The organism is Desertivirga brevis (assembly GCF_017355835.1).
In genome coordinates this window covers 1,021,819-1,044,548 of the sequence record NZ_JAFEWF010000001.1, presented here as the reverse complement: position 1 = coordinate 1,044,548, position 22,730 = coordinate 1,021,819, and the positions used below count along the sequence as shown (strand labels likewise).

Annotated in this window: 20 protein-coding genes; 8 read left to right on the top strand and 12 right to left on the bottom strand. The window is 40.7% G+C overall.

Translation table 11 applies throughout. The features are described from left to right. Positions 1 to 80 precede the first annotated feature (80 nt). The 5 genes from J4N25_RS04645 to J4N25_RS04625 form a co-directional block, all read right to left on the bottom strand. Entirely contained in the window at positions 81 to 992 is a 912-nt protein-coding gene (locus J4N25_RS04645) for a cbb3-type cytochrome c oxidase N-terminal domain-containing protein (protein WP_207420976.1), read from the bottom strand. Continuing rightward, entirely contained in the window at positions 989 to 1,162 is a 174-nt protein-coding gene (locus tag J4N25_RS04640; RefSeq protein WP_207420975.1) for a hypothetical protein, read from the bottom strand. Before J4N25_RS04640 ends, J4N25_RS04645 begins: the two co-directional genes overlap by 4 nt. 84 nt (positions 1,163 to 1,246) lie before the next feature. Beyond that, positions 1,247 to 3,382, bottom strand: coding sequence for a cytochrome-c oxidase, cbb3-type subunit I (gene ccoN / locus J4N25_RS04635; protein ID WP_207421624.1), 2,136 nt, complete (start codon positions 3,380 to 3,382; stop codon positions 1,247 to 1,249). A gap of 550 nt (positions 3,383 to 3,932) precedes the next feature. Continuing rightward, positions 3,933 to 4,100 (bottom strand): cbb3-type cytochrome oxidase assembly protein CcoS, encoded by a 168-nt coding sequence (ccoS, locus tag J4N25_RS04630; RefSeq protein WP_207420974.1) that lies wholly within the window; start codon positions 4,098 to 4,100, stop codon positions 3,933 to 3,935. A gap of 22 nt (positions 4,101 to 4,122) precedes the next feature. After that, on the bottom strand, positions 4,123 to 6,513 hold the full coding sequence (locus tag J4N25_RS04625; RefSeq protein ID WP_207420973.1) for a heavy metal translocating P-type ATPase: 2,391 nt from the start codon (positions 6,511 to 6,513) through the stop codon (positions 4,123 to 4,125). Positions 6,514 to 6,679: 166 nt separating this feature from the next. On the opposite strand from J4N25_RS04625, the gene J4N25_RS04620 reads away from it, so the two are divergent. Then, on the top strand, positions 6,680 to 8,506 hold the full coding sequence (locus J4N25_RS04620; RefSeq protein WP_207420972.1) for a DNA topoisomerase 3: 1,827 nt from the start codon (positions 6,680 to 6,682) through the stop codon (positions 8,504 to 8,506). 405 nt (positions 8,507 to 8,911) lie between these two features. Next, positions 8,912 to 9,706: a response regulator gene (locus J4N25_RS27090; RefSeq protein ID WP_207420971.1), complete on the top strand. Its 795-nt coding sequence runs from the start codon at positions 8,912 to 8,914 to the stop codon at positions 9,704 to 9,706. A 17-nt stretch (positions 9,707 to 9,723) separates the two neighbouring features. Here J4N25_RS27090 and J4N25_RS04610 read toward each other — a convergent pair whose 3' ends face one another. Then, on the bottom strand, positions 9,724 to 10,491 hold the full coding sequence (locus J4N25_RS04610) for a PRC-barrel domain-containing protein (RefSeq protein WP_207420970.1): 768 nt from the start codon (positions 10,489 to 10,491) through the stop codon (positions 9,724 to 9,726). Positions 10,492 to 10,558: 67 nt separating this feature from the next. Further along, a complete protein-coding gene (locus J4N25_RS04605) occupies positions 10,559 to 11,698 on the bottom strand; it encodes a putative sensor domain DACNV-containing protein (RefSeq protein ID WP_207420969.1) in 1,140 nt (379 codons plus the stop codon). Between the two features lie 151 nt (positions 11,699 to 11,849). Here J4N25_RS04605 and J4N25_RS04600 point away from each other — a divergent pair, with 151 nt between their 5' ends. Beyond that, the gene (locus J4N25_RS04600; protein WP_207420968.1) at positions 11,850 to 12,269 is read left to right on the top strand and encodes a DUF2721 domain-containing protein; all 420 of its coding nucleotides are present in this window, start codon (positions 11,850 to 11,852) and stop codon (positions 12,267 to 12,269) included. A 1-nt stretch (position 12,270) separates the two neighbouring features. Further along, positions 12,271 to 12,678 (top strand): DUF2721 domain-containing protein, encoded by a 408-nt coding sequence (locus J4N25_RS04595; RefSeq protein WP_207420967.1) that lies wholly within the window; start codon positions 12,271 to 12,273, stop codon positions 12,676 to 12,678. A gap of 21 nt (positions 12,679 to 12,699) precedes the next feature. Here the strand turns inward: J4N25_RS04595 and J4N25_RS04590 are convergent, their stop codons facing one another. After that, a complete protein-coding gene (locus tag J4N25_RS04590; protein WP_207420966.1) occupies positions 12,700 to 13,674 on the bottom strand; it encodes a polyprenyl synthetase family protein in 975 nt (324 codons plus the stop codon). 271 nt (positions 13,675 to 13,945) lie between these two features. Here J4N25_RS04590 and J4N25_RS04585 point away from each other — a divergent pair, with 271 nt between their 5' ends. After that, positions 13,946 to 14,332 (top strand): response regulator, encoded by a 387-nt coding sequence (locus J4N25_RS04585; RefSeq protein ID WP_207420965.1) that lies wholly within the window; start codon positions 13,946 to 13,948, stop codon positions 14,330 to 14,332. A gap of 24 nt (positions 14,333 to 14,356) precedes the next feature. Here J4N25_RS04585 and J4N25_RS04580 read toward each other — a convergent pair whose 3' ends face one another. Together J4N25_RS04580 and J4N25_RS04575 are read right to left on the bottom strand one after the other, a co-directional pair. Next, a complete protein-coding gene (locus tag J4N25_RS04580) occupies positions 14,357 to 16,261 on the bottom strand; it encodes a DUF3858 domain-containing protein (protein WP_207420964.1) in 1,905 nt (634 codons plus the stop codon). Then, a complete protein-coding gene (locus tag J4N25_RS04575) occupies positions 16,261 to 18,234 on the bottom strand; it encodes a DUF3858 domain-containing protein (RefSeq protein WP_207420963.1) in 1,974 nt (657 codons plus the stop codon). Before J4N25_RS04575 ends, J4N25_RS04580 begins: the two co-directional genes overlap by 1 nt. Positions 18,235 to 18,337: 103 nt before the next feature. Here J4N25_RS04575 and J4N25_RS04570 point away from each other — a divergent pair, with 103 nt between their 5' ends. Together J4N25_RS04570 and J4N25_RS04565 are read left to right on the top strand one after the other, a co-directional pair. Beyond that, positions 18,338 to 19,333 carry a 3'-5' exonuclease gene (locus J4N25_RS04570; protein WP_207420962.1) on the top strand — a complete coding sequence of 332 codons (996 nt, stop codon included), beginning with the start codon at positions 18,338 to 18,340 and terminating at the stop codon, positions 19,331 to 19,333. Between the two features lie 16 nt (positions 19,334 to 19,349). After that, positions 19,350 to 19,913: a hypothetical protein gene (locus J4N25_RS04565; protein ID WP_207420961.1), complete on the top strand. Its 564-nt coding sequence runs from the start codon at positions 19,350 to 19,352 to the stop codon at positions 19,911 to 19,913. 36 nt (positions 19,914 to 19,949) lie between these two features. On the opposite strand, the gene queG is transcribed toward J4N25_RS04565, so the two are convergent. Further along, complete coding sequence (gene queG / locus J4N25_RS04560) at positions 19,950 to 20,915, bottom strand: tRNA epoxyqueuosine(34) reductase QueG (RefSeq protein WP_207420960.1); 966 nt, start codon at positions 20,913 to 20,915, stop codon at positions 19,950 to 19,952. 115 nt (positions 20,916 to 21,030) lie between these two features. Between queG and J4N25_RS04555 the strand changes: the two genes are divergently transcribed. Further along, on the top strand, positions 21,031 to 21,705 hold the full coding sequence (locus tag J4N25_RS04555) for a lipid-binding SYLF domain-containing protein (protein WP_207420959.1): 675 nt from the start codon (positions 21,031 to 21,033) through the stop codon (positions 21,703 to 21,705). Between the two features lie 40 nt (positions 21,706 to 21,745). On the opposite strand, the gene J4N25_RS04550 is transcribed toward J4N25_RS04555, so the two are convergent. Then, the gene (locus tag J4N25_RS04550; RefSeq protein WP_207420958.1) at positions 21,746 to 22,507 is read right to left on the bottom strand and encodes an SGNH/GDSL hydrolase family protein; all 762 of its coding nucleotides are present in this window, start codon (positions 22,505 to 22,507) and stop codon (positions 21,746 to 21,748) included. Positions 22,508 to 22,730: the final 223 nt, after the last annotated feature.

Below are 22,730 nucleotides of genomic sequence, written 5' to 3'. Positions count from 1 at the left end.
TAAATGAGAGTTCTTGTCACACTTACAGTTCTTGTTTTTCCTTATTTTAGGCCGCGTCATAAACTCAGCGGGAGGGATGCTTAGCCCTCTTTTTCTCCCTGAGGAGCCTTAGGATTGGCTGGGTTTGATCCTTTTAATGACTTGATGTAGTTGGATACGTCAGAAATCTGCTTCGGACTTAAAGATTTACCCCAGGAAACCATCCCTTTATCAGGAACACCATATTTAATTGTTTTGAATACGCTGTTAATAGTTCCACCATGCAACCAATATTCGTCAGTTAGATTAGGACCAACTACGCCCTGTCCTTTATCTCCGTGACAAGCTACACAGTTTGCGTTGTAAACCACAGCACCAGATGAAAGAGCCGCCTTGTCAACAGTTTCTTTCACAGTGTTTTCATCTATATTATTAGCAGACCCCTTTAGAAGTGCATCTTTAGCCGCTTTGGCTTCGTCCATTTCAATCACATACTCTTCTTCCTGAAGCTTGCCCCAACCGGAGAAATGGTAGGTGAAAAGATATCCTGCTCCTATTGCGATAGTAGCATAGAATAACCACATGAACCATGCAGGGGTAGGATTGTCTAATTCGGAGATTCCGTCGAATTCATGATCCAACAATAAGTCTTTTTCTTCTTCCAAAGGCTTCAATCCTAATAACTTACTCCATATTCCTGGCTTGCTTTTTTGTAAAGCTTCCCATTCGTAAAATTCAAGCATCCGTTGCGGTTCATTGTCTACTGGAGTCGGATTAGCTAGCTCTTTAGAAAGCTTTTTGAAGGTGTTTAACAGGACTACAGAAACCAGCAAAAGTATTAGTACCAGTAATGCTACGGCCACGCAGAGAAAGTCCAGGGCAACGTCACCTGTACCAAGAAATCCAGGGGTGTCTTTCACAGTAGTAACCGGATCGGCAGCGACCGCCTGATCCTGGGCAAAAATCGCTGTGCTTAGTGTAAGTAGGCTAAGGGTGTAAAAAAAGTTTCTCATTGTTCTTCCTCCGTATCGTTTAAAGGGAGCTCACTCATATAGTTTATATGGTCTTTTTTCATCTTAAATAGCATTACGGCCACCAGGATGAAGAATATCAGGAATATCCAAAGGGAGGTGATAAGGTACACATCGCTTCCACCTACTTTATCTATAAATTGTCGGAACATTGTTCTATTTATTTTTTACTTCTGATGTCGGAAGTTTAAGGCTCGAGAAATATAGGCTTGAGCCCCAAGCTTCCTACGTCTGATTTAGTTACTTGCTGTTGCTGCAGCATCTGCTTTAATATCTACTCCAAGTCTTTGCAGGTAAGCAATAATTGCAACGATTTCGCTGTCACTTCTCACTTTGATATTATCAGCTGCAAGGTTATCGGCTATCATTTTTGCTTGCTCTGCCAATTTTTTATTTGCTTTCTGTTCAAAGCCTTCTTCATATGGCACCCCCAATTGACGCATTGCATTGATCTTATCGACAGTATTAGTTGTGTCTAACTGCTGATCGATAAGCCATGGATATGGAGGCATGATACTTCCGGGAGACATAGTTGTTGGATCAAGCAAGTGGTTAAAATGCCATGCATTAGAATATTTACCTCCTTCGCGGTGCAAGTCTGGACCGGTACGTTTGGAGCCCCAAAGGAACGGATGGTCGTAAACAAATTCTCCGGCTTTGCTATATTCTCCATAACGTTCTGTTTCTGACCTGAATGGACGAACCATTTGCGAGTGACAGTTAACACAACCCTCGCGGATATAAATATCCCGGCCCTGCAGTTCAAGAGGAGAGTAAGGTTTTACACTTGCAATGGTTGGAACGTTAGAAGATACAAGGAAGGTCGGCATCATTTCGATCATACCACCTATCAGGATAACGATCAATGAAAGTACCATGAATTGCATTGGACGACGCTCAAGAACTCTATGCCATGTTCTTTCAGACTTGTGTGGAATAAACTCAGCTGGTAGAGGCATTGCTTCCGCTGGTTCATTTGCCAGAAGTTTGCCCTGCACCATTGTTTTGGTTAAGTTATACGCCATTAAAATAACACCGGCAAGATAAAATGCTCCTCCAATTGCCCTAAATACATGCATTGGTATTATCTGCAAGGTCGTTTCAAGGAATCCCGGATGCTTCAACATTCCTTCAGGGGTGAACTCTTTCAGCATCAGACCTTGAGTGAAGCCCGACCAGTACATAGGAACCGCATAAAAGATGATTCCGAATGTTCCTAACCAGAAGTGAGTATTGATTAATTTCTTTGAGAAGACCTCAGTTTGATAGATCTTTGGAACTAACCAGTATAAGATAGCAAACGTAAGGAAACCATTCCATCCCAAAGCACCAACATGTACGTGAGCTACGATCCAGTCAGTGAAGTGGGCAATAGCATTAATCTGTTTGAAAGACAACATCGGCCCTTCAAATGTTGCCATACCATAACAGGTAAGGCCAACTACCATGAATTTTAAAATAGCATCATCCCGCACTTTATCCCAGGCACCACGAAGGGTAAGAAGACCGTTGATCATACCTCCCCAACTAGGTGCAATAAGCATTACAGAAAATACAACTCCTAATGATTGTGCCCATCCAGGTAATGATGTGTACAACAAATGGTGGGGACCAGCCCAGATATAAATGAATATCAAAGACCAGAAGTGAAGGATACTCAGTTTATAGGAATATACAGGGCGGTTGGCCATTTTAGGAAGGTAGTAATACATCATTCCCAAATAAGGTGTAGTAAGGAAGAATGCGACCGCATTGTGCCCGTACCACCACTGAACCAAAGCATCCTGAACACCTGCAAAAAGGTAATAACTTTTAAAAGCAGAAATTGGAAGCTGAAATGAATTCACGATGTGTAATACGGCAACAGTAACGAAGGTTGCTATGTAGAACCAGATCGCCACGTACATATGCTGTTCGCGCCTTTTAATAATAGTGCCAAACATGTTGATACCAAAAACAACCCAGATCAAAGTAATGGCAATATCTATTGGCCACTCCAGTTCGGCGTATTCATGAGAGGTTGTAATACCTAATGGAAGTGTAATAGCTGCAGCAACAATGATCAATTGCCATCCCCAAAAATGGATTTTACTAAGGGCATCGCTGAACATCCTTGCTTTAAGTAAGCGTTGAAGTGAGTAGTAAACACCCATAAATATAGCATTACCAACAAAAGCAAAGATTACTGCATTGGTATGCAACGGACGGATACGTCCGAATGTAGTGTACTGGTTCCCCAGGTTCATCGACGGTTTGAATAATTGCATGGCAACCAGTAAGCCAACCGTCATTCCCACAATGCCCCAAATAATGGTCGCAATGCCGAAATTTCTTACTGTCTTGTTGTCGTAGTTGAATTTTTCGAGCTGCATAATAGAAGTATTTCCTTCTCCAAAATTAGCTGCGACGGTCAGGGTAGCGAATGATATAGGTGGCTGAGAAGTGTGACATTCGTCACATTTCACTCTTTATGCACTGACATTGGTTCTGTTCAAGTAGCAATGGTTAAGGAGGATAGGAAGGTTTTAATTGATGTAAGGGTTTGTGTGTTAGCTTGGTATAGGCTATTGGTGGTGTAATTAGTTGATGTTTTAGAATTGATAATACTTACTCAAAAGTTGGTTAAAACATTATTAAGAGGGGGGGGAAGGTTTAATAGGTGCATTTTGATTGGGTAACAGAGCAGAGGGCTTATCTATGGGAGAACAGCCTCTCTGTTACCTCTAACTAACCATCAATCAAGTACTGGTTCCTAGCCTTCAAATCTACCGCTTCATGTCAAGCGGGAATTGAAGGGGAGTATTTTTATTTCATTCTGATTAATTTGGGCAACGAGTAAGAGGTGCCATGGGGGCTTCCTCTTATTGTTACCTCTAACTAACCATCAATCAAGTGTCTTATTCATTCTATATCCGGTAATGCTCATTTCTTTTCATCTGAGCTCTTCGGAGCATCGTCTTCGAATAAAATGCGCATTGCCGGCGTATGCATATCATCGTTCTGTCCTGTTCGCATCGCCCAAAAGAAGGCTGAAAGGAAAATCAGGGCAATTGCTATACTACAGCCAATTAGAAAATATATGATACCCATCTTTTTAAATTTAAATTTGCAACTACGCTTTCCTTAATTTTAGTTGTCCGGAAAAGTACCTTGTACACACACTTGTAAATGCGATGATCGTAATGGTACTTAAAGGCATTAGTACGGCTGCAGTGAGTGGAGATAGCGTGCCCTGCACAGCAAAGTATACTCCAACAAGATTATAAGAGGCTGAGATTACAAAGCTTAGCTTTATCGTCATCATCGCTTTTTTGGCAAGTCTGATAAATCTTGGAAGTTTCACCATTGCTTCTCCCTGAATAATAGCGTCACATGCCGGACTGAAATTATTGATATTATCCGTCACCGCTATTCCGAGGTCACTTTGTTTCAGTGCTCCTGCATCGTTCAAGCCATCACCTAGCATCATCACATGCTTATTTTGGCTTTGAAGATCTTTGATATACTCCAGTTTCTCGTGCGGAGATTGCTGAAAATGCATTTGATCAGGATAAGGGAAAATATGATAAAGAGTGTGTTTGTCCTGATCTGTATCTCCAGAAAGCAAATGGAGATCGGTGAGCTTTCTTAATCCATAAAATAGCCCATATAGCCCTTCTCTCCATTGCTGACCAACAGTAAAATATCCTTTATATGTTCCGTCGATTTCTACATAGACAACTGAAGAATCCACAGAGTAATCTCCTGAAGTATTAACGAATGCATGACTGCCTAAACGAATCTCTGTATTATTCACAAAACCCGCGATACCGTTTCCTGGTTTTTCTTCAAATTCCCTTACAGGTAGAAAGGAGTCTGGGTTGAGAAATTTAACAATTTCACGACTCAGGGGATGAAGGGAGTTGTGTGCCACTGATGCCACATAAATTTTATCCAGATCGTTCAATTCTCCAGTCAAACTAATCCCATTAGTTCCTGTAATTGTTCCTGTTTTATCAAAAACAGTTGTGTCAATTTTGGCAAGTTTCTCAACCACATCGGTGTTTTTCAAATAGAACTGGTTTTTGTCAAACACGCCGAGTAAGGCAGAAAGAGTAAATGGAGTGCTTAATGACAGTACGCAGGGGCAAGCAACGATCAACACAGCGGTAAAAGCTGCCCAAGCCTTGCTGCTATCATTGGCATAAAGCCAATAACCAGCAGCTGCAAAGGCAATTACGAAACTTACTAAGCTAAAATATTTGGCAATAGTATCATTGAAGTTCTCTTCTATTGTACTTTTAGAGAATGTTTCATTATTCCATAAGCTGGTGAGATAACTCTGTGAAACAGGTTTAATCACCTCAAGTTCCGCTGCTGCACCTATCAGTCGTCCTCCGGCGTAAACAACCTCTCCAGCTACTTTTTTAACTGGTTCAGATTCTCCTGTTACGAAGCTGAAATCAAAGAAAGCTTCGGTTTTCATCAGAATCGCGTCCGCTGGCGTTATCTCATTATTGTGAATCAGCATCCTGTCGGTAACAACCAGGTCAGCCACTGCCTGAACCTTTTCTTTCCCATTCTTTATTACACTAACCGCTACCGGGAAGTATGAACGGTAGTCACGTTCGAAGGATAAATGATAATAACTCCTTTGTTTCACCCAACGGCCCATCAATAACAGGAAGATCAATCCTGTCAGTGTATCAGAAAAACCGGCTCCTGTGTGTGTAAGTATTTCAAATACGGTACGAATAAATAGAACTGCTATAATCAGAGCTAACGGTGCATCAAGATTAACGAGTTTGTTCTTTAGTCCGCTCCAGGCCGATTCAAAGAACTCACGGCTGCAGTATAAAGTTGCCGGCACTGCAAAAGCGAGATTTAAATAACCGAACAGGGTTTTGTATTGCTCCTCAAATGCTGAAAGTCCGAAGTATTCGGGAAAGCTGAAAAGCATAACGTTACCCATGCATAAGCCTGCGACAGCAATTCTCTTGATAAGATCACGGTTAACAGAGCTTTGTTTTTCTTTTACTACATCTTGTAGACTGATCAGAGGTTCGTAGCCAACTGAAACCATTAGTTCCACTACCTGTCGAAGGCTAACTTCACCGTGCTTGAAAGTCACTGCCACTTGTTTCTTTAGGAAGTCAATCCTTGAGTGCAGGATTCCCTGATTCAATTTGTACAAATGCTCGAGCAACCAGATGCAGGAACTACAATGAATGGAAGGAATGTAGAGGGTTATTTTGGTTATTGTATCGTCCCTATAATCAACAAGGTCCTTTATGATGAACTCTTCATCCAAAAAAGCATATTGTTGCTGGTTAACTTTTTGAGTCTTACCAGGTGTACTATTATAGGCATAATAATCACAAAGATTTCCGGCCGAAAGAACCTGATAAACGCTCTCGCAACCCGCACAACAAAATACTTTTTCGTCAAACTTATAAGTCGTTTGTTTTATCTCAGCACCGCAATGGTAGCACTTGGTATCTTTAAGAGTAGCCTCCGTAATCATAACGATACAAAGATTCCGATAAAATACACCCTGGGGAATGATGCGAGTTAAGATAGAAAGTGATAGAGATCACAAGTCTCAAACTTTCAACACCTATCCCGCAAATGAGATAAAAGTTACACCTTTGCTGGCTCTATTATAATAAAATACAAAAGCTAAGGCAAAGATGAAGGTAGTGATAGCAGAAAAGCCCTCGGTAGCCCGCGAACTTGCAAAGGTTTTTGGCGCTACGGGGAAAAAGGACGGATATATAGAAGGAAAAAATTATTCCTTCACCTGGGCCTTTGGTCACCTGCTGCAATTAGCTCCGCCACAGGAATATGGTTACTATGGATGGCGGGTTCAAAATCTTCCGATGTTACCCGAACGCTTTAAGCTTTCGATCCGTAAGGTTAAAACGAAAGATGGGATAGTAGATGATCCCTCTGTAAAAAAACAACTCGATATTATTAACAAGCTTTTTGAAGAAGCCGACGAGATTATAGTAGCAACGGATGCCGGGAGGGAAGGGGAGCTGATCTTCCGTTACATCTACCATTACCTTAAATGTAAAAAGCCATTCAAACGTCTCTGGATATCGTCTCAAACAGATGCAGCTATAAAGGATGGATTTCGAAACCTTAAACCAGGGACAGAATATGATACCTTATTCAGCTCGGCACATTGTCGATCGGTTTCCGATTGGTTAGTCGGGATGAACGCTACACAGGCATTAAGTATTTCTGCTGGAAATAAATCGGTATTGTCTTTGGGCAGGGTGCAGACTCCAACCCTGGCGATGATCTGTTCCCGTTACCTCGAGATTAAAAACTTTGTTCCCCAAACCTATTTTCAGGTTGCTATTATGCTTAACAAAGATGGGCAGACTTTTAAAGCGGTCTCCATTCAGAACTTTAAGGATAAGGAACAGGCAAAGGAGGTCTTTGACAAAGTTCTGGACGTTTCATCAGGCCACCCTGCTGGTGGTCACATTTTAAATGTGGAAGCAAAGTCAAAGAAAGAGCCTCCTCCGCTATTGCACGATCTGAGTAGTATTCAGCAGGAAGCCAATAAGAAGAAAGGCTACACTGCAGATCAGACGCTTGGCCTCCTACAGAATTTATACGAAAGCAAACTTGTTACTTATCCGCGTACAGGAAGCCGGTATATTGGCGACGATATTTTCGCCACTATTCCTTCTCTGATCGAAAAACAAACCAATCATCCTGATTTTGGCAAGCAGGCTCAGTTTTTATTGACCACTACGCTCAACAAAAGAAGTGTTAACGCAAAAAAAGTCACCGACCACCATGCAATCTTGCCTACTGGGGAGAATCCGGGGTATTTGCGGGAGGATTTGAAAGCTGTGTATGAGATGGTAGTTGGCAGGATGTTGGAAGCATTTCATAAGGAATGTTTGAAAGATCTGACCAAAATAACTGTAGAATCCGGATCTAAATTCACGGCATCAGGAACTGTTATCAAATCTGCAGGATGGCGATCGGTGTATAATGAGCCGGATGACGAAAAAAAGGATGAAGAGAATGCTTCACTACCTAAGGTAGTAGCAGGCGAGAACCTGCCCATCGAAAATAAAGCGCTGGTTGAAAAGCAGACCAAACCGAAATCGCTTTATACAGAAGCTACCTTGCTAAAAGCTCTTGAAACAGCTGGTAAAGAAATTGAGGATGAGGAATTGCGTTATGCGATGAAAGATAGCGGTTTAGGAACACCTGCAACCCGTGCCTCTATAATTGAAACCCTTATAACCCGCGAATATGTGGTCCGGGAGAAAAAAAACTTGGTTCCTACGCAGAAAGGCTTGGCAGTTTATGATGTGGTAAAAGAAAAGAAAATTGCGCAGGCTGAATTGACGGGTCAATGGGAAAAGCGACTGGAGGAAATAAGATCGGGAGCTTCTGTTGAAGAGTTCAAAGAGGAAATAAAGGCCTATACCCGCAGTATCACAGCAGAACTTCTACAAGCAGGAAAAACACTGGCAGCTGCTGTATAAAAATGCAAAGTAAGGATCTGACTAATCAGGTAAGGCAAAATTTGCAAATATTATCATGGAGCCAGTGAGAGCAGACGACGGACGGAGGACCGACGAACAACGGACGAAGGACCGACGAAGAGCCGGTTTGACGTCAGAGTGGAAAAAACGGTCATAAAGAGAAAAACCGGCAATTGGAGAATGTTAATATTCTACAATCAGGTGTAGCTTTTATTATTGAGGAATTAAAAAAATCCTTGTCTGCTAAAGATGCAAACAATTTGTTTTATATGCCGTTTACCATTGGAGAACTGTCAGGGGGAGAAGTATTTTATATTGATGTTCCTCCTTTACACTATTTCCCGAGTTGTAGAGTTATTTTAAAATTAAGCTGATCTAAGAACCAAATCATTTAATAGATAATTTATGATTTTAATTGTGGATGATGTACCTGAAAATGTATATTCATTACAAAAAGTATTGGAATTCCATGGATTCCAGGTAGATGCTGCTTTTTCAGGAGAAGAAGCATTAAGAAAAATATTATCGAAACAGTATGTTCTGATCTTGTTAGATGTTCAAATGCCGGGAATAGACGGCTTTGAGGTAGCCGAAAATATCAGGGGATTTAAAAAAGCTAAAGATACCGCGGTTGTATTTTTATCGGCCAATTACACTGATATTAACATGATAATTAAAGGCTACAACCAGGGAGCAGTTGATTACATTACTAAACCTGTAGATACCGACCTTTTACTGCTCAAAGTGAAGACGATTTACAAATTATACGAAGCTAAACAAGATAACTCACGGCAGAATCAGGAAATCCTGGTGCTGTATGAGCATGCTAAAGAGTATAATCAGACCCTGTTGAATAAGATTGATAAGTTTAAGCAGGTTTTTGATCTCGCTGGAGTAGCCCAATGGGAATATTATACCGAAAATGAAAGATTTGTTCCTTCTGCTCAACTTAACAAACTATTCAACGGAGATGAGGATATTTCTGTAAGTAAAAACGATTTTTTTGGCACCCTGGGAATTTCAGAAGATTCCTTACTTGGACAAGCCAGTAATGCAAAGGAAATAGTACGTATGAACTGCCAGCTTGAAAGAAATTTGGAAAGTAAAGGTTTGAAAGTGCTTTTGCAGCCCGAGTATGAGGATGAGAAATTGAAAAGGGTTTTGGGAGTGGTTCAGGAAATAGATAACAGCCCGATATAATTCCCTGAACCACATAGCTAGTTTTCGTTCTCAAAAATAGAAACAGCGCCATTCTTGTTCAATATTTCCGAAGCTTTCAAAGCCTCGTTCGTGCTGTTAATTCTAATACTGATAAGGGAACCTCCATTTGCAACAGTTGGTGTCTCTATCTCATCAGCACCAGTACTTGTTCCAGCCGCAGTGGATGATAATTCAACATCATCCGCATTAAATCCAACTGCCAGTAGTTCAGTTATTGCCGACTCGGCTTCAAGACCATCATCAAACACTGCCTGCACTTTTTTTACAGAATCAGATGAGCTTATGAAATTAAAAAGGTGACTAGTGCTGAAGAGTTTGTTGCTGTAGAAACTCTCGGGATCGATGGTTTCCGGATGGCCTGTTATCGGAGTGTTTTCCTCTTCTTTTTGCTCTTCAAGATAAGCAAGACGTACCATATTTTCCACTCCCGGATTCACCTGGCCCTTAATATAATCTGGAAGGTGCTCTATAAAAGACGTATTTAAAGAGGAAATCAATACATACTCAGGATTGTCAATTCCAATTACTCCAATGGGTGCCAGAATTTGTCTATCAATTTCTCGGTTACTGGAGGTAACATTTATAATTACATACCTTACCTTTTTTGATTGCACGTCGTACAGGAGGTCGGTTATTTTTCCAATTTCCTCACCGTTTCCATTTCTAACGCTGCGGTTACGAATATCGGTCGGAAAGTCGACGGTGGAAAGGGCTGCCCCATCCAATTGTTCAAGCCGACTGTTGTAATTCAGGTTATCTAACATGTTGTAAGTTCTAAGTAATGAACCTCTAACAAGTCGTTTTGCTAATTGTTGTAACTTCTTTCTTATCCTAGAGGAGTAAGGAATCTACCCGGTGAGCATGGACCATTCCCTCACATGGAGACCATGCAAAAATGGTAAAGCGACCATCCTGAGAAGCAACCAGAGCCAAAGAACCTTTTTGATCGTGCACAAATTGGGCTGCGGAAAGATGTCGTGTTCCCCCTGTAAGTGAAGGATGTACTACCATTGCTTTGTTTCCAACTACAGGCTCTGTCAGGATGATCTTTTCAATTTGTTCACTTCCAGATGCCCGGTGTATTTTTGCTCCAAAAGCCATCAGTTCACAGTCCTGTGTAATAATGGTGGCTCCATCTACGGCTGACAAGCCTGCAATATGATCAACTTCCCTGTTTAATGCAGTTTGCCATGACACGTCAAGTTTTTCCTGTTTGCTTTGTTGAAGTAAATAGGCAAGGCCGTTAAAAGAAGGAGCAACCGGGTAGGTGATAGGTTGAACAATAGATTTCTTCCAATCATCTGTATTCTTGGGAACAACTAGCAGTGCTCCACCACGACCGTGAGCTCTCATAGAGGCCGCCATTTGCACCAGAACGTTAATAGAGGTGTTCCAGGATGAAGTAGAATTTAAGCCCATCATATTGGTAAGTAAATCTGGGCAGTCAGGTATTGTGGATGTTTCATCCAACACGATCTTTACCTGGTCTCCATCCAATATAGCCACATTCACAAATTTTCCAAATCCCTGGGTCCGTCTATGTTTTACTACCAATAAGCCCGGCTCTACGACTTCAAGGATAAAGCAAAATGGCGGAACAGACTTGGTTGTACCCCAAATATACAGCTCCTCTGAGTCGCGCCAAACTCCAAGATGAATTCCGCTTCTCTCAACGCCCGGAGCAATTTTTGTAAGGATCTTCGGACTTAAGGGTAGTCTTCTTCCGAAAAGTAAAGGATTTTCACATTCAGCCGGAGGTAAAAATGCAAGGGAGATTTTAGGTGAACGTCCTTCTTCCCGGCGAAGGCTCGACCAAAAACCAGCATTGATAATCGCCTCGATAGTTTTAATATCTGGCTGTTGTAAGAAAGCGTCAATTTCATTTCCTGCAATCGCAGCAAAGTGATTTTCAAAATGGGAAGCAACTGCTGACGCTACTACTTTAGCTGAATGAATGGATGACTCGGACATATTGTTTAATCGTCACTAAAATAAAGAATATTGTTTAGCACCTTCCAATGTTTGGATCATTCCTGCGTAATAAATATTTGCAGGGTAATTGGCACCGGGCTTATAAGTGCATAAGAAGATGTACATTTAACCCCTATTATAAAGGATTCTGATGGAATTGACCCTTACAACCCCTGCTCTTCTTTTTCCCGCTATTTCTCTTTTGCTGCTTGCCTACACAAATCGATTTCTCGCTCTTGCTGGTCTGGTGCGAAATTTAAAGAGCCAATACAAAGAAAGTTTAAATCCTAACTTGCTTGGTCAAATCTCTAATCTGCGAACAAGGATCCTTCAGATCCGGAACATGCAGGCTTGTGCCATCCTTAGTTTTTTTATGTGCGTTTTAACGATGTGGCTATTATACAACGGAGAGCAATTGATCGCCAAGTATATTTTTGGTACAAGTTTGCTTCTTTTAATGATCTCCCTTTTTATTTCCCTTAGGGAAATTCAAATCTCAGTGAGAGCTTTGGAAATTGAACTAAGTGACCTTGAGGAGCTGATGATGGAGTCGAAAGAAAAACAAAACTAGAATGACCTTTACAGTCACTACCCCTGCTATTCTTTTTCCGGCAACGTCATTAATTCTTTTGGCTTATACAGTTAAGTTGCTCCATCTAGGGGGCCTTGTTAGAGCCTTAAAGAATAAATTCCAGGAGGAGCAGCAGCCAGACTTATTGAAGGAAATGGAAAACCTTAGGCAGCGTATTTTTTTAATCAGGAATATGCAGGCTTTCGGTGTTTGCTGCCTTTTATTTTGTTCTATTTGTATGTTATGCTTGTTTGCCGACTGGTTCCTGGCTGCAAAAATAAGTTTCAGCATAAGCTTACTTATGCTGTTATTAGCGCTTGCTTATTGCTTTCGGGAAATTCAGATCTCAGCAACCGCACTGCAAATAGCTTTAGAGGAATTAGGGGAAAATGAAAAAGAATCCCGATAAGGGCTCAACTCTTACTTGTTTCTAGTTTTCTCTTACCAATAATTCTTCTGCAAAGGTTTTAAGTTGGTCCTTTTTCTCGCTGCTTGCCTCTACACAGGCCAGGGCAGAAAGCGCTTTTTCTGCAAAATCATTCATTTGCTCCTCAGCCAGCTGGCGAACTCCCAATTGATTATAAATATCAGTCACTGCCCTTACTTTTGTGTCTGCGTCAAAATCTTCAGCGTTCAACCAGTAATTCAACTCCTCTTCTTCAAGATTTTCAGCCAGTTCAAGAGCTTTGATCAAGAGAAACGTTTTCTTGTTGGAAAGGATATCGCCGCCGACTTGTTTACCAAATTTGTGAGGATCCCCGTAAACGTCGAGGATGTCATCTTGTAATTGAAAAGCTAATCCCAAGTTCTCTCCGAATTGATATAAAAGCTGGGCTTGATCTTTAGGTGCGTTGCCTATTAAGGCACCGATTTCTAAGCTACCGGCAAGTAATACAGCTGTTTTTAAACGGATCATTTCGAGGTATTCAGCGATAGTAACGCCGTCCAAAGCCTCAAAATTCATGTCTATTTGTTGGCCTTCGCATACACCTGTAGCCGTTTCATTAAAAACGCGAAGAACATCACGTAGGACAGAATCATTAACACTCATAATCAATTCATAGGCCTTAACCAGCATTACATCCCCAGACAGGATTGCAATACTCTCGTTCCATTTTGCGTGAACAGTAGGTTTTCCGCGTCTTAATGGTGCTTTGTCCATAATATCATCATGCATGAGAGTGAAATTATGAAACACTTCTATAGCCAGGGCGGGGTCTAGCGCCTTTAATACACTGCCATCAAAAAGATTGCATGCCATCAATAAAAGTGCTGGTCTTAGTCGCTTTCCTCCTAATGACATTATGTACCTGATAGGTTCATAGAGTTCAGAAGGGTTGTTTGGATATTCTTTTTCAGCAATATGTTTATTGACCAGGTCTTGAAGTTGAGAGATTGAATACATAATTATTGTTGCGCTGTATTGCCCTGTAGACTTTATAAATGTGCCGCGAATTTATAACAATATTCGCTTAATGTTTTGTTTAATTAAAAAGCTGAAAATTGGTAAAATAGTATTGCTCTCGAAAATAGGGCTTAATATTTGATAATAATAAGTGGAAGTAGGTGGGATGTGTTTATAACGGGTTTGATGTTGAAAAGTCAAAGGGTTATTTCAGATATAGCTAAAAACCACTTGGGTATTAATACGTTTAAATTTTACACGAACAAAGAACATGAAACGCGTTTTGGTATGCGATGACGATATAACTGTCTCAGAAATAGTTGCATTAGTACTAACTGATGCCGATTGGGAAGTTTATACTCTTCCCGATTGCAATAATATTATAGAAAAAGTTTCTTCAATAAATCCCTCGGTTATATTTATGGATAATAAAATTCCGGATGAGGGAGGAATTGTGGCAACTCAGCAGATAAAAAACGATCCTGCATATAGGGAGATCCCAGTTATATATTTTACAGCCAATAGCGATATAGATGAATTGGCAAAAGAGGCTGGAGCTGATTTTATTTTGCAAAAGCCATTCAATATATCCCAACTTGAAGAAACCGTTAGTAAGGCATTTAAAGCTTATACAAAAAAGCACTCGGACGTGGAATAGAAAATCAGTTACGTCCGATGGCTTTTACTTTTTTTTATTAAGAGTTATTATCCCATTATCCAACTCATGAATTTCCTGGAAGAAATCAACCAGATCAGGGTATTGCTCCGGGGGATAAATTCCATCATTCAACTGCATAGTCCGTTTGTAAATAATTTTATTTCCGGAATAAGTAATTTCGCAGGTATATTTACCGAAAGGTTTGTCAACAGTTCTCTTTTCCGAAGGAAGATTTGTTGTATAGTCTTCAGGTAAGTTAAAGGTGATTAAATCTTCGTCATACCAGCTCCGGTTAATATATACTGGGTTTGTACGATTTCTTATCTCCTTTGGGACACGTTCGAAAACATTTAGCTTATTAATTGGAAGTAGGAGCTTTCCATCAACAGTTGAGCAGTAATTATTGGAAACAAAGGAGAGAGTTTCCGATGTGAATGGTTTGGGGTCGGCAAACTTCTTATACTTAAGCTGGGTGGTTTGAAATGTTAGCTTGGGATACAAATCTCCTGTTTTTTTTACCTGTTCTTCATAGGGTTCATTAAACAACTCGTCGTGGTTGTCATATTGAGCCCCCGAAAACCGCGTAGTGATCTGTCCTGTTGCTGCCCCATCCGCTGAAATAGATATCTCTGCCTTTCTTATTTGCGCACTTTCATTTGATTGGAATTTTGGTGTTCGCAGCAGTTTTCCGCCTTCTGGTGTACACGCCAGCACTGTCCGGTCATCAGTAAAATCACCAAGGAAGCCAAATGGAGAACGCTGACTTGTACACTCAAGCCAGGTGGTGTCGCTTTTAAAGGGCAAGCACAGGATAACATGGTTGCCTTGGTTTATGCTGGTAAACGAATCCTCGATGTTCCGCCTGAAAGAACCAGCGTACACAACACAATAATAAGATTCGATTCCCACAATATTTAATAAAGCTTTTGTGTAATTCACAAGACCCTTACAGTCACCATATCCGAGCCTGTCTACATCCGCAGCGGGATAGGGCTGGTATCCACCGATTCCTATCTGAACACTTATATACCGGGTTTTCTTCTGCATGTATTCATAGATCAGCTTTGCTTTTTCTTTCGGCGATGCAGTACTTTTAGTCAATTCTAAAATTTCCTGACGTGTTTGATCTGTCAAAACATCTCTTCCTTTCAACAAGGTTTCACTCATCCATTTTCCGTAATCGCTCCAATTACTAAAGCTTCCTTTAATGCCTTTGTAAGCAAAGCTTTCTGGCGCCAGCTTCACCATCGGTAGAAACTTGTCGTAACCGGGACTGTAGGGTTCATCTCTTAATGCTGGAAGGTTGTTGATTTCCCAGTTAAATATTTTATTGCTGCCCTCTGTAGTTTCAGCACGTTTTCCTGAGAAGGAGTATTCTTTGAAGCGCAGCCTGAAATTGTTGGGGCAGATGAACTTAAGACTGCTTTTTTCTACAGATACTGCAGTAGAGTTAACAGGAATCCAACTTGGAAAATATAAGCTTTGTTTAGTCTTGATTTCGACCTCGTATTCAATGGTATAGGGGTAGGTGGTCATTGCAGGATTATAGTATTTTACTCTGTCGTCCATGTAAAGTGAATAATCCGTAATGCTCTGATCCTGAAAGTTCTTCTCCCCAAACTTTGCAATTGTTAATCCGAATTCGTTGTAAATTACTCCCTTGATAGATTTTATCTGACTTACTTTATCATAATAAAATCTCATTCGTCCCTGGCTGTTCCCAGACTCATTTAAAATAGTAACTGCAAACCTGGTGTGATAAATTACATCCGTCAAATCGTTCACTCTGATTTCCTCTTCGTAAGTTCTCACTACCGCACCTGCTTTTACCAACAGGTTCTTGGGTATAGAACTAACAGCATAGTTGGATTGCGAAAAGGATTTTAAGGCAAGAAGTAAAAGGGCGAGTAAAGTAGTCTCCAGTTTCATTATTTCTTCTTGAATACCAGGTCAATTTGCTGTGATTGAATAATTTTATTGTATAGCTCCTTAAGATAAGGGTATTCCTCTGGACTATAAATAGCCTTGGTTAACAAGTTGTGGTTCATAAAAGTAAGGGTATTACCTTCTACTGCGATGCTTGATATAAATTTACCCCCGTTATTGGGCAAAGCCAAACCGACATTCGAGGGCTTGTTAATGATCTCGAAGTTATCAGGATAGTTGATTTCGACAACAATTCTCGTTTCTGAAGGTGCCCCCTGGTCAATAGGGTAGTTCCGTTCTTCAAGTTTAAATGGATTTTCAGACACCCGGTCAAGGAAACAAGGATTAAGGATCAAGCGATCTTTAGATACTTTGTCGGCGATATCAACTTCGATATCATAAGATTCAGATAAGGATTGATCAATGGTGTCGAGGTTCTTGATATCCTGTTTTAATATCTTGATTTTCTGAAGGCTCTCATCAAGGTTTTCTACGTAATCATCTGTCGAGTTGTATTTTTTGATCTTTCTACGCTTATCGTAAGCTTCATAACCGGCAGAAAAAATTGAAAGAGTTCCCTTTGCTTTTCCATTTTCATTTAGATCTAACCTTAGGCTAACTGTTTTGCTTTGTTTTTGCGAGGCTTTTAAATCAATCCAGTACGACGGCTTATTAAGTGGCATAACTCTGCCTCTGTCATTGATGCACCGCAGCGGAAGTAAGCCGAATGGCAGAAGCTGATCCGTCGCGTCGAGCAAATAATGGGTTCCGGCAATGTTGAATTTACAGATCACATAATCAAAATCGCTTTCAACAGGAAAAAGATTATTTACCAGGCCGTTCTCACGAGTAGACAACATCACAGCTTCAGCATTAAGTCCTGCACAGTTCATAGCAGCCACCAACGAGAGATTAATATCTCCAACATTACCGGCATGTCCTTCAAATGCCTTCTTTAGTCCCTCATCTGTATACTTCCCCTTAAATCCATTCCAGCGAAACCAGCTCTGCATGAAGTGATAGATTCCCTTTGCTTTTTCAAGCGAATCTGTCATAGTTAGAAGGGTAGTTGGTAACTTATCTTTGAAAAACTCTTTCTTTTTTAACTGCAACCCAAATCTCTCATAGATCTTTAGCTCATGGTCAATATCCTTCCAATCCTTGGTATAATTCGTTTTAACGCCATGGAAATTTGTATAATCTGAGAGCTCATAATACATTGCTGCTTTAAAATTATTTGGAGAGGTCATAAAGGCCTCCTCCTTAAATGCCGGAATATTTTCCATGGCATAGATCATTTTTGAGCAATCGACCTTAAATCCTCCCCCGGGCGAATAACATTCTTTTTCAACCTCCCCCTTGTTTTTACTCAACTTAAAAGGCCCGCGTAAGGACACATTGTAGTTGTAGTTGCCGGGTATCCTTGGAGAAAATTCAGAATAGATCTTTGGAATATCGTCCTGAAACTCCCAGGTCCGGAAGTTATGAATAAAGGGAGACTCTATCTGGTAAGAATACTCAATGATGCTTCCGGGCCGGATATTTGGCAATGCGAATTTTACCAGGTCACTAAATTTTGTAGCTTTTGTTTGTTTAAAAATTTGTTTGGCATCAAGCTCACTCTGTCGCATCAGTCCATTTTCATCAGGATAAAAAGTAACCCCTTTTATGTCTCTCATGGTCTCAAAAGCATCACCTCCCTGATTCCTTATCATTACAGCTATCTGGCCCTTATCGAAGGCCTTGCTGTTAAAGATCTTCATGCGTACATGGTAATTGAAAATAAGGTTCGAGTTACTACTACTAATGTATGCCGTTCCAAATTCTCTTAGAACTACTGCATTTGCCGTAGTGTCTTGAGCATACTTTTTCAACTCAAATTCTGCTGAAGAGGGTTTACCAAATTGGAAATCTTCTTGGGCTTTTAGGTGAAAAGAAGAAAGGGCTAGCAGGCCCAGAATTATTGTCTTTTTCATGTGATAAGGTTTTTGCCTAAACTCAATACAATAATATAATTTTATAAAAGCTTATAGAAATTTTAATTCTTTTCTAAAATGATTTTGCGACCTTTGAAATTACATGAAGCTCAATTTAAAACGACCTCTTGCCTTCTTTGATCTTGAGGCTACAGGTACTAATCTTGGTGTGGATCGCATTGTGGAGATTGCAGTCCTGAAAGTTCTTCCTGACGGATCTCAGGAAATGAAAGTATCAAGGATCAATCCGGAAATGCCTATTCCCTTTGAAACATCTTTAATTCATGGTATCTACGATGAAGACGTTAAAGATGAGCCTACCTTTAAACAAATCGGACAGGAATTTGCGGACTTTCTGATTGACTGCGATCTTGCCGGGTATAATTCGAATAAGTTTGATATTCCAATGTTGATGGAAGAATTCCTGAGAGCTGGAGTAGCTTTTGAACTGGAAGATCGCAAGTTCGTTGACGTTCAAAATATTTTCCATCAAATGGAGCAGCGTACATTAAAAGCTGCTTATAAATTTTACTGCGGAAAGCAGATCGAGAATGCGCACTCTGCTGAGGCTGATATCCGTGCCACTTATGAAGTATTACTGGCTCAATTAGAGAAATATCAGGATACTGAATGGGAAGATAAAAAAGGTAATAGATCAAAGCCGGTGCAGAATGATATTGATGCCCTTCATGAATTCACTAATTTAAGTCGCCCTGTAGATTTTGCAGGAAGGATGGTTTTTGATGAAAATGGAATTGAGGTTTTCAACTTTGGTAAACACAAAGGCAAGTGCGTAGAGGAGGTGTTTACCTTGGAACCCAGTTACTATTCCTGGATGCAACAGGGAGATTTCCCCTTGTATACAAAAAGGTGCCTGGAGAAGATTTGGGTTCGTTGGAATAGTAAAAAAGTGCTTGTAAAGCAGGAAACAACCCGTACTGTTTCTGTAGAGAAAGTGCAGCAGAATAAGCCCCAGTATCAGGGGCAGAAGCCGAGTTTCCAGAAAAAGGAGTATAACGCAAATAATAGGAAACCGGAGAAATCCGAGCCTATTACTAATGATATGCTCGATCTGCTGAAGCAGAAATTTGGGAAGTAAATTAAATTAAAAATATATGTGGCCCGTAAGAAGTGTTAGAACGTTCTTACGGGTTTTTTATTCTACCAAAACCTCCTTCAAGGGAAGTTGGCAGCTAGCCAATGGTAAAGATTATTCTGGTGGTGATGTTGCCGATGCTATACAGAACCTGCGAGCAGAGATCATTGAAAAAGCACAGTTCGTCAATGATTATGGCGATCAGGCAGCAAGGACTGGTATAAAGGATGGTGAGCCTCAAAAGGTGCTAAACCTTACTACTAAAGCCAATCGGTCTGTTGGAAACATGGCTAGGATCAATGGGGGGATTGGAAGTAATGAACGATTGGAAACTGGTTTATGGGGACAACGAATGAGCGGTAACAGGTTGCTTACAGCAAGTACAGGAGTTAGTAATACAGTAATAGGAGTTGCTGGAACAAGTGGCGCAGGAGTTACCGGAGGTGGAAATAATAGCGCAGGCGGCTTTTCGGCGGGTGGAATCCAGGGAAATTCCGGTGCTGGAAACAGAGGCGATAGATCTGGGACTCCGGGAAATGCAAACATGGGCAAGTTTTCCGGGCGGTGGATCAGGAACCAGTAATGGACGACAAATGATGCGCAGGGGAGACGGTAGTTTTTATAAAAGCTTTTCTCCTGTGGGGTTGGCGGGCGCTTCTTGCAAGAAACTAATATTTCTTTTTAGCCCGGAAAACTTGGTTCTCTTTACAGCTGAATTTTTAAATACTCTGGCAAACACTTCCTCTGTAATTTCTTCCCAGTCCCGCTTGCTCATATCGGGCAGCTCGGGATGGGGATTGAATGCAGGTTCATTGTGAAGGATTGAAAATCTGTTCCAGGGGCACACGTCCTGACAAATATCGCAGCCGAACATCCAGTTGTCCATCTTGCCCTTAAACTCGGAGGGAATCTCATCTTTCAATTCTATAGTCAGATAGGAAATGCAACGGCTACCGTTTACAATGTATGGTGAAACGATCGCATCAGTGGGGCAGGCGTCAATGCATCGCGTACAAGTACCGCAATAATCCTTAGTTGAAGGGATATCATAGGCCAGCTCGATATCAATAATCAACTCTGCCAGGAAAAAGAAAGAACCTCTGTTTTTATTGATCAGGTTTGAGTTTTTTCCTGTCCAGCCAAGTCCGCTTTTTTTAGCCCAGGCTTTATCAAGAACCGGTGCAGAATCAACAAAAGCTCGTCCCCCAACTCCACCTATTTTCTCATTGATGGTGAATAAAAGCTCTTTAAGCTTCTCCCTTATTACGAAGTGATAATCGGTGCCATAGGCGTATTTTGATATTTTAGGAGCATCAGCATCTTTCTGAAGGCTAGGGGTGAAATAGTTATATCCCAGGGAAATAACAGACTTAGCTCCTTCAACTAATTTAGTAGGATCAAGCCTTTTATCAAAATGGTTTTCCATATACCCCATTTTGCCATGGTGGTCATTCTTGAGCCATGTTTCAAGACGGGGCGCTTCCTCTTCCAGAAACTCTGCCTTTGAGATGCCGCAGAACATAAATCCAAGCCTTTTTGCTTCGTCTTTAATCAGTTCGCTATATCTCCCGGCATTCGAATTCATCTTCACAAAGTTAAGGAATTGTACATGGCATGATTGCTTGTTTAAGGTAAAAAGCAATTTTATCAAAACCTCTCATTTTTTAATCAGTTAAACCTTTACATCAATAGAAATAGCTATGAAAAGACAATTGTTAAAGAGAGTAAGTGCATTTCTATGCGTTTTGGCTCTTGTAGTGCCGGCCAGTGCCCAAACTAAACAGCAAGAGAAAATTCAGAAGTCGACTGAGATTCTGAATGAATTTAAGAACATGAAAGAAACTATTCCCGAGCAGTTGCTACAGCAAGCACAGGGGATTGTAATCATCCCGAGTATGATTAATGCCGGCCTGGGAATTGGTGGCAAAAGAGGAAAAGGTGTGGCGATGGTTAAAAACGCCGATGGCAACTGGAGCGATCCTTTATTTGTTACCTTAACAGGTGGAAGCATAGGGTTCCAGGCTGGAGTTCAGGCTGTTGATTTAGTACTTGTTTTCAAGAACAGATCTACCCTTGCTAACATCGGGCAAAGAAAATTTAGTCTTGGAGGAGATGCTTCAGTAGCGGCAGGACCGGTTGGGCGTAATGCCACAGCTAGCACCGATGCAAAGCTTGATGCGGAGGTTTACTCTTATTCACGCAGTAAAGGTTTGTTTGCAGGTATAACCTTAAATGGTACTGTGCTCGACGTAGACAAAGAGTTTAACAGCGCTTTCTATGGAAAGAACGTTAAAGCTTCATCTGTCTTATCCACTTCTTCATCTACTAGTCAATCATCTGTTAAAGACCTGAAAGAGTCTTTGAACTCCTTTTAAAAAAAGAAGGAAGCCCCGGGGGCTTCCTTCTTTTTTTACATTAACCTTTAATAGTTTCGAGCCATGCCGAAGCCATTAACCGTGCCCCTGCAATACTAGGGTGAACACCATCAGGTGCCCAATATTCTCCGGGAGCCAACTTCAAAGCTTGATCAAAGATGCGTTGATATGGAATAAATGCCGCGTTATAGGTATTAGCTATCTCCCTTGCCGCTTCCTGGTATTCTTCAAATGCAGGAAACCAACTGGCGTCAACAGCAGAACCGATAATAGCAAAGGGTTCTCCAATGATCAGTTTCAACTCAGGAAACTTCTGCTTAGTTTTATCCAACAAACTTATATAGTCCTTCTTGTAAGTTTCAATAGTTCCCGCATAGCCATGCTTCTTCATGTGCCAGAAATCATTAACTCCTATTAAAATACTTAGTACAGTTGGTTCTAGCTTAAGGGTATCATTATCCCATCGCTCAGAAAGTTGATATACTTTATTACCGCTGATTCCCCTGTTGTATATCTTTAACTGCTTTTGAGGATTATCATTCAGAAGATCGGCAGTGGCCAAGTAAGCGTAACCGTTACCAAGTGCTCTTGGGTCATTTATCTTTGAGTTTTCTTTTGATCTTCCTGCATCAGTAATAGAATCGCCCTGAAACAAAATTACCTCGTTTTTTGCTAGTGGTATTTTCTTGTTTTTTGCGTCATCTTCCGCAAATGCGGTAAGTATTAGCTGAGGGATACTTAAAGCCATCAAAGTACCCATTGATGCTTTTTGAATAAAACTTCTTCTGCCAGGAACTTTCATATCGAATTTAGATTTCCACTTAGGTGTGGGTAAGATTTATAATTCAAATAGAACTATTTTAATCCTAATTTAAAAGTCAAAGCCTTTAAAAATATTAGTTTTTTTAATTTAAGGAAGTTTCTAACTTAACTTTACGCCATACCTTCTTAAAGAAAATAAAGGATTATGCTATATCTAAAAATATTGGTAGGAGTACTGGTGTTTATTCTGTTGATTTTACTGC

Bases quoted from the DNA above. Each gene is read 5' to 3' on its own strand.
- J4N25_RS04645 (WP_207420976.1), bottom strand. From the start codon at position 992: ATGAGAAACTTTTTTTACACCCTTAGCCTACTTACACTAAGCACAGCG.
- J4N25_RS04640 (WP_207420975.1), bottom strand. From the start codon at position 1,162: ATGTTCCGACAATTTATAGATAAAGTAGGTGGAAGCGATGTGTACCTT.
- ccoN (WP_207421624.1), bottom strand. From the start codon at position 3,382: ATGCAGCTCGAAAAATTCAACTACGACAACAAGACAGTAAGAAATTTC.
- ccoS (WP_207420974.1), bottom strand. From the start codon at position 4,100: ATGGGTATCATATATTTTCTAATTGGCTGTAGTATAGCAATTGCCCTG.
- J4N25_RS04625 (WP_207420973.1), bottom strand. From the start codon at position 6,513: ATGATTACGGAGGCTACTCTTAAAGATACCAAGTGCTACCATTGCGGT.
- J4N25_RS04620 (WP_207420972.1), top strand. From the start codon at position 6,680: ATGAAGGTAGTGATAGCAGAAAAGCCCTCGGTAGCCCGCGAACTTGCA.
- J4N25_RS27090 (WP_207420971.1), top strand. From the start codon at position 8,912: ATGATTTTAATTGTGGATGATGTACCTGAAAATGTATATTCATTACAA.
- J4N25_RS04610 (WP_207420970.1), bottom strand. From the start codon at position 10,491: ATGTTAGATAACCTGAATTACAACAGTCGGCTTGAACAATTGGATGGG.
- J4N25_RS04605 (WP_207420969.1), bottom strand. From the start codon at position 11,698: ATGTCCGAGTCATCCATTCATTCAGCTAAAGTAGTAGCGTCAGCAGTT.
- J4N25_RS04600 (WP_207420968.1), top strand. From the start codon at position 11,850: ATGGAATTGACCCTTACAACCCCTGCTCTTCTTTTTCCCGCTATTTCT.
- J4N25_RS04595 (WP_207420967.1), top strand. From the start codon at position 12,271: ATGACCTTTACAGTCACTACCCCTGCTATTCTTTTTCCGGCAACGTCA.
- J4N25_RS04590 (WP_207420966.1), bottom strand. From the start codon at position 13,674: ATGTATTCAATCTCTCAACTTCAAGACCTGGTCAATAAACATATTGCT.
- J4N25_RS04585 (WP_207420965.1), top strand. From the start codon at position 13,946: ATGAAACGCGTTTTGGTATGCGATGACGATATAACTGTCTCAGAAATA.
- J4N25_RS04580 (WP_207420964.1), bottom strand. From the start codon at position 16,261: ATGAAACTGGAGACTACTTTACTCGCCCTTTTACTTCTTGCCTTAAAA.
- J4N25_RS04575 (WP_207420963.1), bottom strand. From the start codon at position 18,234: ATGAAAAAGACAATAATTCTGGGCCTGCTAGCCCTTTCTTCTTTTCAC.
- J4N25_RS04570 (WP_207420962.1), top strand. From the start codon at position 18,338: ATGAAGCTCAATTTAAAACGACCTCTTGCCTTCTTTGATCTTGAGGCT.
- J4N25_RS04565 (WP_207420961.1), top strand. From the start codon at position 19,350: ATGTGGCCCGTAAGAAGTGTTAGAACGTTCTTACGGGTTTTTTATTCT.
- queG (WP_207420960.1), bottom strand. From the start codon at position 20,915: ATGAATTCGAATGCCGGGAGATATAGCGAACTGATTAAAGACGAAGCA.
- J4N25_RS04555 (WP_207420959.1), top strand. From the start codon at position 21,031: ATGAAAAGACAATTGTTAAAGAGAGTAAGTGCATTTCTATGCGTTTTG.
- J4N25_RS04550 (WP_207420958.1), bottom strand. From the start codon at position 22,507: ATGAAAGTTCCTGGCAGAAGAAGTTTTATTCAAAAAGCATCAATGGGT.